At 44.6% G+C, this 9,736-nt stretch carries 9 protein-coding genes and 1 pseudogene; 8 read left to right on the forward strand and 2 right to left on the reverse strand.

The annotated features are described in order from the left end of the window. Window positions 1-158: 158 nt before the first annotated feature. From GVY04_16975 to GVY04_16995, 5 genes are all read left to right on the forward strand, one after another. A complete protein-coding gene (locus tag GVY04_16975; GenBank protein NBD17758.1) occupies window positions 159-950 on the forward strand; it encodes a multidrug ABC transporter permease in 792 nt (263 codons plus the stop codon). Between the two features lie 132 nt (window positions 951-1,082). Next, window positions 1,083-2,228 (forward strand): HEAT repeat domain-containing protein, encoded by a 1,146-nt coding sequence (locus tag GVY04_16980; protein NBD17759.1) that lies wholly within the window; start codon window positions 1,083-1,085, stop codon window positions 2,226-2,228. A gap of 73 nt (window positions 2,229-2,301) precedes the next feature. After that, the gene (locus GVY04_16985; GenBank protein ID NBD17760.1) at window positions 2,302-3,273 is read left to right on the forward strand and encodes a LysR family transcriptional regulator; all 972 of its coding nucleotides are present in this window, start codon (window positions 2,302-2,304) and stop codon (window positions 3,271-3,273) included. Further along, window positions 3,270-4,316, forward strand: a complete 1,047-nt coding sequence (locus tag GVY04_16990) for a hypothetical protein (protein NBD17761.1) — start codon at window positions 3,270-3,272, stop codon at window positions 4,314-4,316. The genes GVY04_16985 and GVY04_16990 overlap by 4 nt, the downstream gene beginning before the upstream one ends. 63 nt (window positions 4,317-4,379) lie before the next feature. After that, window positions 4,380-4,535, forward strand: coding sequence for a hypothetical protein (locus GVY04_16995; protein ID NBD17762.1), 156 nt, complete (start codon window positions 4,380-4,382; stop codon window positions 4,533-4,535). Between the two features lie 77 nt (window positions 4,536-4,612). Here GVY04_16995 and GVY04_17000 read toward each other — a convergent pair whose 3' ends face one another. Together GVY04_17000 and GVY04_17005 are read right to left on the reverse strand one after the other, a co-directional pair. Then, window positions 4,613-6,079, reverse strand: coding sequence for a trypsin-like serine protease (locus tag GVY04_17000; GenBank protein ID NBD17763.1), 1,467 nt, complete (start codon window positions 6,077-6,079; stop codon window positions 4,613-4,615). Window positions 6,080-6,116: 37 nt separating this feature from the next. Then, entirely contained in the window at window positions 6,117-6,851 is a 735-nt protein-coding gene (locus GVY04_17005; GenBank protein ID NBD17764.1) for a hypothetical protein, read from the reverse strand. On the opposite strand from GVY04_17005, the pseudogene dndD reads away from it, so the two are divergent. From dndD to GVY04_17020, 3 genes and pseudogenes are all read left to right on the forward strand, one after another. Beyond that, a pseudogene (gene dndD, locus GVY04_17010) lies at window positions 6,850-7,809 on the forward strand (DNA sulfur modification protein DndD). The gene GVY04_17005 and the pseudogene dndD sit on opposite strands and share 2 nt — an antisense overlap. A 252-nt stretch (window positions 7,810-8,061) precedes the next feature. Continuing rightward, window positions 8,062-8,994, forward strand: a complete 933-nt coding sequence (locus GVY04_17015) for a DUF4007 family protein (protein NBD17765.1) — start codon at window positions 8,062-8,064, stop codon at window positions 8,992-8,994. Then, window positions 8,991-9,641 carry a hypothetical protein gene (locus GVY04_17020; GenBank protein ID NBD17766.1) on the forward strand — a complete coding sequence of 217 codons (651 nt, stop codon included), beginning with the start codon at window positions 8,991-8,993 and terminating at the stop codon, window positions 9,639-9,641. The genes GVY04_17015 and GVY04_17020 overlap by 4 nt, the downstream gene beginning before the upstream one ends. Window positions 9,642-9,736: the final 95 nt, after the last annotated feature.

Consider the following 9,736-nt stretch of genomic DNA (forward strand, 5'->3'; position numbering starts at 1 on the left):
AGGTGTAGTGTTCAAGACCGCACCGTGCAGTAGAGGGTTTGCTAGTTTGTCTAATGATCCCAGACCTCAGCTTCAGTAATCGACTGCATTATCTTACCATTCTGTCAATGCGTAAGTCCTACTAGATTATCAGGGCTAATCCTCTAAACTCTTGCTCTATGCTGAAATATCAATTCCGCAAAATTTGGACGCTGCTATCGGTCTATTACGCCTATATGCTGGAATATCGGGCGGAGTTGTACTTTTGGGTATTATCCAATTCTCTGCCAATTATTTTAATGGGGGTTTGGGTGCAAGCAGGACAGCAAGGACAGTTTGATTTAACGCCAACCGAGTTTATTCGCTACTTTTTAGGGGTATTTATTGTCCGTCAATTTACTGTGGTTTGGGTGATTTGGGAATTTGAACGCGAGGTTGTAGAAGGACGTTTATCCTTTCGTTTGTTGCAACCATTAGATCCGGTTTGGCATCATGTGGCGGGTCATGTTTCGGAAAGATTGGCTCGTTTTCCCTTTGCAGCAGGGTTAATTATTCTCTGTTTTGTTCTCTACCCGGATGCGCTTTGGTACCCCAGTGTTTGGCAAATCTTGGGGTTTATTTTGTGGTGCGCGATCGCGTTTGCTTTGCGTTTTTTAATGCAATATACGTGGGCCTTATTTGCTTTTTGGACGGAACGTGCCACTGCCTTAGAACAATTTTCTCTGTTGTTTTATTTGTTTCTTTCGGGGATGATTGCCCCATTAGAAGTCTTTCCCCCCTTCTTAAAACAACTTGCCCTTTTGACGCCTTTTCCTTACATGGTTCACTTTCCCGCTGCCTTTTTAATGGGGCTACCGGTCAATATCATTCAAGGCGTTATTGTTACTCTAGTTTGGGGAGCGCTCTTTTTTGTATTGAATCGTTGGTTATGGCGACGCGGATTAAAAGAATATTCAGGAATGGGGGCCTAATTTTGAGGAGGAAATCATTTTTCGGTTAGAATTTTCACACTGATCGGTAAAGACGTGCAGAGGGGGAGACAAGGGAGACAAGGAGAGACGGTGAACCAATGACTAATGACTAATAACTAATGACTAATGACCATACAATTGTATCAATATTTACAACAATTACCGTTATCTGCTGATAAGAAACAGTCGATTGATTTACCGCCGAAAGAAAAAGAAGAAGCATGGCAAATTGTTTGGGATGCCTTTCTCAATGGAGATTTTCAGCAGCGTTGGGAAGTGGCAAAGTATCTGCCTAAATTTGGCGAAAGCGCGATCGCGCCCTTAACTCATTTACTCCATAATGAGGCAGCGGATCTGGATTTGCGTTGTGAAGCAGCCGCTATTTTGGGCCAAATTAATGCGAGTCCTGCCCTGTTTACGCTCACTGAAATTCTAAATACAGACAGTGACCCAGAAGTGATCACTGCTTGTACCAATGCTCTTGCCAAAAAAGGGAAAACTGCAATTCCTATTTTGACTGAAGCATTAACCAATCCAGAAACCCGACTCCGTGCTGTAGAAGCCTTAGCTTATTTGCGAGAACCGGAAATCATGACGCCACTGATGAAAGTGGTCGATGATCCGCAGCCAGAAATTCGCACTCAGGCGATTGAAGCGCTGAGTCGTTTTCGTAATTCGCAGATCATCCCAATTTTAATGAAAGCCTTACAAGATACTCATGCCCAAGTGCGACAAGAAGCAGTGATTGCTTGTGGCGTCAGAGGCAAAGATGGTGATCCTGAGGCTGTCGTTTCGGCATTAAAACCCTTGTTGTACGATATTAATTTAGATATTTGTTCTCACTGCGCGATCGCGTTGGGAAAAATCGGGACTGCAGCAGCAATTACAGCCCTCACGGAATGTTTGCACTCAAGTCTTACCCCTGCTTCTCTCAAAGAGCAAATTATCCGCAGTCTCAGTTACCAAGAAAACGAACAAACCCTTGCGATTCTTTCCCATTGTCTAAAGGAGGAATCCAATTCCCTGCAAGCAGAAATCGTCACCGTTTTAGGACGTTGGAAGAGTGCTATTTTCAAAACAGAAATTGCTGAAATGTTAGTGCAGTTTTATGAAGAGATGCCAGATGCGCAAAACAATGCTCACCTGAAACACAGTTTAGCCCTTGCCCTCGGTAATTTAAGTGTCACGACTGGAAAAGAATTGCTGTCACACTTAACCCAAGATGAAACCGCAACGGTCAAACTTCATGCCAAAGCAGCTTTAAAAAAACTCCCGTAGGTGTATCAAAATGCACGAAACGTAAGGAAAAAATCCGTTATTCTCATCGTAAAGTGTAACTGAGACTACACAAATGCGGATCGAGCAATTGCAAGCGTTTTTAGCTATCACTGAAACCGGTAACTTTGGACAAGCTGCCAAAAAATGTGGCGTTACTCAATCTACGATTAGCCGACAAGTCCAGGGATTGGAAAATGCGCTGGGTGTTCCTTTGTTTCATCGTTCTCATCAGGCAAAATTAACCGTCGCCGGAGAACGTTTTTTGCCTCGCGCTCGTAAAATTTGTCAAGAATGGTCGATTGGCATCAAAGAACTCGATGATTTGATGGCAGGAAAACAGCCGGAATTGTGTGTTGCAGCAATTCATTCGGTTTGTTCTTACCATTTACCCCCGGTATTACGGACCTTCTGCCGTCAATATCCTCATGTGCAACTGCGAGTCACTGCTTTAGGCAGCGATCGCGCCTTGAAAGTCTTACGAGATGGGTTAGTCGATGTTGCCGTGGTGATGAATAACCCGGCGTTTATGGCTAGTCCAGAAATGTTGGTTGATAGACTATTTGAAGAACCGATTGAAGTTTTAATGGCAGGGAATCATCCCTTAGCCAAGTACAAGCAACTCGCTTGGTCAGAATTAACGGCTTATCCCCATATTGTTTTTAAGGATGGCTATGGGATGCAACGCCTGGTACAAAATTGGTTTTCTCAGCAAAATGCCACTATTCAAACCGCAATGGAATTGAATACTTTGGATGCTTTTCGCGGCGTCATTCGTCAAGGGGAGTTAATTGCGTTACTGCCAAGGTCGGCACTGATAGACGCCCATCATGATCCCACCCTTGCCATTCGTACCATTGGGAATAAAACGAGCGAAAACAGCGATCAAAAAGCGACGCTGACCCGAGAAGTGATGTTTGCTACCACACGCGATCGCGCCGAAATTCCCCCAATTAAAGCGTTTCGTCAACTGGTCCAACAACTGTCTACCCCAACCACCGTTGACCTAACGCCGGAAGTTTGTCCTTCTCTAGAACTAAAATCATGAGCGCATCTTTCCGAGAACTCCTGAAAAAAGTTGGTAGTGGTCCCCACACCGGCAAAGATTTAACCCGCGCCGAAGCGGCGACAGCGACTCGCCTCATGTTGCAACAAGAAGCGACACCAGCCCAAATCGGGGCGTTTATGATTGCTCATCGCATTAAACGTCCAACCGCAGAAGAACTAGCAGGGATGTTAGATGCGTATGACGAAATGGGAGGGCAAATTCCTGCTTTAACCACCGATCAGCAGTATCCCGTTACCGTTTTTGGTGTGCCTTATGATGCGCGATCGCGCACTGCTCCCGTTTTTCCGATCACGCTCCTTTTACTAGCGAGTGTGGGCGTTCCGGTGATTTCTCATGGGGGCAACTGTATGCCGACCAAATACGGCATTCCCTTTGTTAAGATTTGGGAAGCTTTAGGCGTTAACTATCGTTCGCTTTCTCTGGCCGGTAGCCAACAACTCCTCACCAAAACGGGCATTGGTTTCTACTACCTTCCCCAACACTTTCCGCAAGCCCACAACTTGATTCCCTATCGGGAAGAAATTGGCAAACGTCCTCCTTTTGCGACCATTGAACTGATTTGGTCACCCTATGCGGGCACAGCAAATATGATTTCTGGATTTGTCCATCCGCCCACTGAGGATCGGTTCCGAGAAGTTTTTCCGTTACGCCCCATGCAACAACTGATTACCGTAAAAGGGTTAGAAGGAAGTTGCGATCTCGCTCGAAACCGCACAGGGATCGTGGGCATTAATCAACCGGAAAAAGGATTTCAACGGTTGCATTTGCACCCCGAAAATTATGGGTTTGCCGGACGCGATGTCTTGCTCGAATCGCCAGAAAAATTAATAGAACAGTTACAAACCGTGATAGCTGGCAAACCAGGAGAGTTAATGTCAGCTGCGCTTTGGAATGGGGGAATTTATCTCTGGTTATGTGGCGTTTGTCCCGACTTAGAAACGGGCTTAGCCAAAGCAGAAGATTTAATTACAACCGGTATTGTGGCAGACAAATTGGAGGAACTACAAACTGATTTGCCTTAAAATGCTAGATCACTTCAGACTCTCTGTGAGCGAATCTCACTTCAATGTCACTAAAAGTTGTTTATGAGTGAATCACCCTCACCGAAATCTACTCCAAGCAAAGGATTAACAGCAACGCTGAACTATATTGAACGCATTGGCAACCGTTTACCGGATCCTTTAACGCTATTTGCGCTACTTGCTTTATTAACCATTGTTGCCAGCGCGATCGCGTCTTGACTCAAATCAAACGTTCCAGCTCAGTAGAATAGATACAAATAGTGAATTAGAGAATTTCTCGAAGACTTCAAATAGAGTTATTTGCCCAAAGGCAATGGTCTCGGGACTGGTCCAATCGTCACATTACCAGCGACTGCATAGATGGTTGCAGATTTGGCACTGGCTTTGTTAATAGTTAAGCCTCGGCCAGCATAGTATCCAGCAACAATGTCGAGATCCTGGGGCAAGATGTTCTGAGTGAGAGCCTCCTCAATAGTACGGTAGGGCTGCAAGATAGTACCATTTGGCTCTCCTACCCAACTAGGCGATCGCGCATCAATGAACTTTGCTTTGTCCCCCGGTGCAAGGGCACCGATTGCGTTGAGCAGATTTTCATTGGCTATTCCAGTCGCATAATTGCAGTTTGGTGGCTTACAGTTTGTGTACCCTCCATCATGTATTCCAATTGCGATCAGCGATCCTGGTAGATGTAATGGACCGCCTGAATCGCCTCCCGATGAGTCTGCATCATAATAGAAGATTCGTCTGCTAGGGTTTTCCTTGTCAATCACTTCCAAGATTTGTCCAAGAGCTTCTTGCTCTGTTTGGGAAGCCGCATTGTTGCCACCTTTAGTTCCTGGTGGTTTATCATCTACACCATATCCCGTGACTGTTATATAAGTGCCTTTTTCTGGTGCTGGGGCTGTTTTTACCAGCTGGAAGAAGGCTTGACGGGATGCGAACACCGATGTGCCATCTGTGTTTGGTTTAATGCGGAAGACTGCCCAGTCTCGTCCGTTGTCAAAACCTACCTCTGCAAATTTGATAGAACCCATATCAATCGGAAACTGATCTTTGGCCGGTGGAGGCTGTTCCGTACCATCAGGGAGGGAAGGTGGTACATCAAACTGGAGTATTTGCTGTGTGGTGATCGGTTTTGGATTCTGGCAAATACCTTTTTCCACATTCTGGCAAAAGCAATGTCCTGCAGAAAGACCAACGCCAGCAGAGGTCAACCATCCAGTACATCCTATCGGTTCCATCCGTGCCGTAGCAGGATTCTCAGAGTGGACTCGGTCATCCGGACCAACAATGACTCCAGGGGCTTCTTCCGCTTCCGTTCGTAGAAATTTGGCATCGCGGTCTGTTTCCACTCGCACGCCTTTGAGTAAATTCATCACAGACTCAGTGACAGTATCTACGATAACGGTATCTCCCTTGAAATAAGCTGTGCTATATGACCACGTCTCCAACGTATCTGCATCAAAGTGCTGGGAAGACTGATTGTTCACGTCTGAAACCTGGATTCTCACATTCTTTGGTATTGACCTTGGCTGGAAATATAGACGGATATAGTTGACATCAGGGGCGATCAGTTGCGCCCGTGTGTCGCTCTCATATTTGATCTTGAACCCTTGCTCGGTGGAGGTTGAGTTGAGATGTGCTGCTACGGCGGCTGCTTCTGGCACTCTGTAAAAACCGAACGTGAGAAAGCATGTGATTACAATAGCAATCAATATCAGAACTCTTAGTAATCTCGGAGCCTTGTGCTGCTGTTTATCCATGGTTACTTCATCTGAGGTTATTTAATCCGTATAATTTTTAGTAAGCCAACGTAGGGATAGTCTCGATCTGTCCAGTTTCTCCGCTTGCTTTACCTCCCAAGTTATGAACATGCTGTCCATCGTGCCAATCGACGTCACTCCTGCTTAAGGAGAAGCGATAATTGTTTGTCTCTGGATTCGTGCGCACAATTAGACCAAAGTTTGTATTGGCTGCTGATGGGACAACAGTGGAAATTGAACCAGTGGTATTCGGTAAGCTGACCTCTACTGTTCCCGATGTTTCTACCTGGCCTCCTGCCTGGCCAATACGAGCATACTCTTGGACCCCTCGTGTGAATTTATCCGTTAGGTCTGGTGTTTTTTCTCCGTAGAAAGGGCTTTGCCTGTCCTGAATTGTCGTGCCGTCGCAAATAACAAAATTTTCTGGAACTTCCATTGTTGACCCATTCGGTCTCCACCAGTCAATTATTCCTCCAATTGGCACAGTTCCATAACCTGTGAGTGGTCCACTAATAGTCAAGCTAGAACCTTTGATCGCTCCAGTTGTCGTCAAACTAGAAGCTTTGATCGCTCCCTCAATATTGATCGAAGCCTTATTACTAATGTTTAAGGTCGCCCCTTCCAATTGACCAAGAGTAGAGATCGAATTAGGAGTAGAAATCGGCCCATTAACGGTCAATTTTGAGGGGTCATTTCCTTGACCAATTATCACGTTGCCTGTGTCCGTAATTGTCAATTGGGCTTGAGCAGGAAAGACAAAAAATAGTGTCATGGCTCCTGTCAAGATAAAAATGAATGGTGGTGGAAAAACAACCTTTATGGATGCCATTCGCTTGGCGTTTTACGGACAACGAGCGCAATGTTCCACACGAGGGAATCTGAGTTATAGTGACTTTTTATCGCAAGCAGTGAATCGTCATAGTGAGAATAAAACCCGCATTGAATTGGCGTTTGAAGAGATATTAGATAATCAATTAGTTGTCTTTAGAATTACGCGCAGTTGGCAAAAGGGAGATAATAAGGATACGTTAAGTATTTTAGTGGATGATTGGCCCGATCGCGCTCTGACTAATATTTGGGATGAATATATTGAAAACTTACTCCCTTTAGGCATTTCTAATCTATTTTTATTTGATGGGGAACAAGTAAAAGAGTTAGCGGACTTAGAGGTTCCGCCGCCACAAGTGAAAGATGCGATTCAAGCGTTATTAGGATTAGAATTAGCGGAAAAGTTAGGGGAAGATTTAGAGGTTTTAGTCAATCGCAAGCGCAAACAACTGGCAAATCAAACGACGCTGAAAACATTAGAGGAAATTGAAACGAAGCTGAATGACCAAAAAAAGTAATATAAGCAAGCAGAAGCGCAATTTAATCAGCTAGAAGCAGACCTCAAGAAAGCGAATGAAACGCATCGCCTTGCCTCCGAAAACTTTATCTCAGAAGGCGGAAAAATTGCCTCTCAACAATCGCAATTAGAACGAAAAATTAATGAACTGAAAAACGATGAAGCAAGAGAGAAAGAGGCACTGCGAGATTTAGCTGCAGATGTGTTACCGTTAGCTTTAATTACACCCTTATTAGAGACAGCAAAAGCACATGGAGAAACCGAATTAGACTATCAACAAGCCTTACTGACCCAAGATGTAATTAAACAGCGCGATCGCGCAGTAAGAATATCACTTCGAGAGAGCCGTTGCCAGTGTAAGAGAAGCAGGCTTGAGAAGTGGTAATAGACATGAGGTAAAATCCAAAGAACACCCCTTACGGCAATGAAGGGATTCAAAGGGCTAGAAACTCTTGATCAGCGCGATTGTGAGCGATCAACAACCCCGATCCTATGGTTGAGATGCGGGGCAATTCGCTGTAACTGATGATTTCGATGATCCATTACCCGCAGAAATTCTCGACGCCTTTGAAGGGAAATGAGAATTTTGCTAGTTAGAGATCCAGTAAACTGAACCTAGCGAAAGATTAAATCCCCTATGACTCAACTCAATGTAGAAGGCATTCCTCAATCAACTCCTGATAAAGAATTTACTTTAACTTTTGCCCGTCACGAAACCTTTCATCCTCGTTTTAGCTGGTTGAAAAAAGGGTTTGATGCTGCCCGTCAAAATTCAAACATTTTTCTACAAGACGATGCACCTGTGCGCCTTGGCGTGGGAAAAAACATGGTGCGTTCCATCCGATATTGGTGTCGGGCGTTTAAAGTTTTACAAGATGATCAACCGACTGAATTGGGTGAAAAGCTACTCGGTGATGGCGCATGGGATCCTTTTTTAGAAGATCCCGCTTCGTTATGGTTACTGCATTGGAATTTGCTAAAACCCACTTGTGAAGCAGCAGCTTGGTACTATGTTTTTAATCTATTTCGGCAAGTGGAATTTACAGCAGATGACTTAACTAGGGAAATTCAAGATTACACCCATCAACTAGGAAGAAAAATTGCCGATTCTTCGATCAAAAAAGATGTGACTTGTCTGCTGCGAATGTATGTGGAACAAGGGGATCCGAAAAAGCTGAGTGAAGATTCCATTGATTCCCCGTTTACAACTCTAAACCTCATCCAAAGCACAGGAGATTCTAAACATTATCTCTTTAAGGTGGGACATAAACTGACATTACCCCCAGCAGTGATTGTGGCGAGTTGTTTAGAATTTGCAGCGAGTCGGGGAACGCAGAAAACCATCTCCATTGCTACCCTTGCTTATGAAATGGGCAGCCCTGGGTTAGTTTTTAAGCTAGGAGAAAGTGCGATTTACGACGCGATCGAAGCAATGACGGCTGCTTGCGATTCCTTAATGCTTTCGGATACAGCAGGATTAATACAGTTTTCTTTCAGAGATCACCCATTAACGCTAGCAGACGATATCCTAGACAAGTATTTCCAAGCTCGTAACGGGAATGTGTCATGACCGAAAAACCCCTCTCGCAATATATTCGTCTTCGCCGTCGCTACTCTCGTTCAGTGAATTTAGAACGGGATTTAGAGGTGCCATCTAGCTTAGAGGGATATGTTCTCACTGATCGCGCCATTGATAGCTTGCGACGGATTGTGGGCAAATTCTCTCAAAGTGAGGGAAATCGGGCTTGGACATTAACCAGTGTCTATGGTACAGGAAAATCAGCGTTTGCCCATTATTTATCCGCTTTAGTTGCCCCTGCAAATGATCCGATGCGAGAGAAAGCAAGCGCGATCGCGCAAGAAGGATTGGGAACAGAAAGTGATGATTATCAACTATTAGAAGATAATCTTCCCCAAAACGGATTCTTCAGGGCAGCCGCAACAGGAACCAGAGAACCGATTAGCCAGACCATTGTTCGGGCTTTAATTAATGGTGCAGAGAGTTTTTGGAAATCGAAGAAGAGGAGCGACCCCGCGCCGTCGCACGGCGCTAGGGAACGCGCGACGATGGGAAATAAACCAGAGGTTTGTCGCGAACTAGTTGATCTTAACATTGAAATTAGTGAAGGGAGAACGCTTAGTAATCAAGAAGCTCTCAAGTTAATTAAAAAAGTTAGAAAAGCAGCAAAAACGGGCAGGGTAAACGCATCAAATTAAAGATTGACACCAGATTCAAACAAGAGAGAGCTTTCAAGACAAAGTAAAAACCCAAAGTGGTGAGAGAATCAGATTAAACAAAATAGGAAAAATTT

The sequence above is a fragment of the Cyanobacteria bacterium GSL.Bin1 genome (genome assembly GCA_009909085.1).
Classification (GTDB): domain Bacteria; phylum Cyanobacteriota; class Cyanobacteriia; order Cyanobacteriales; family Rubidibacteraceae; genus Halothece.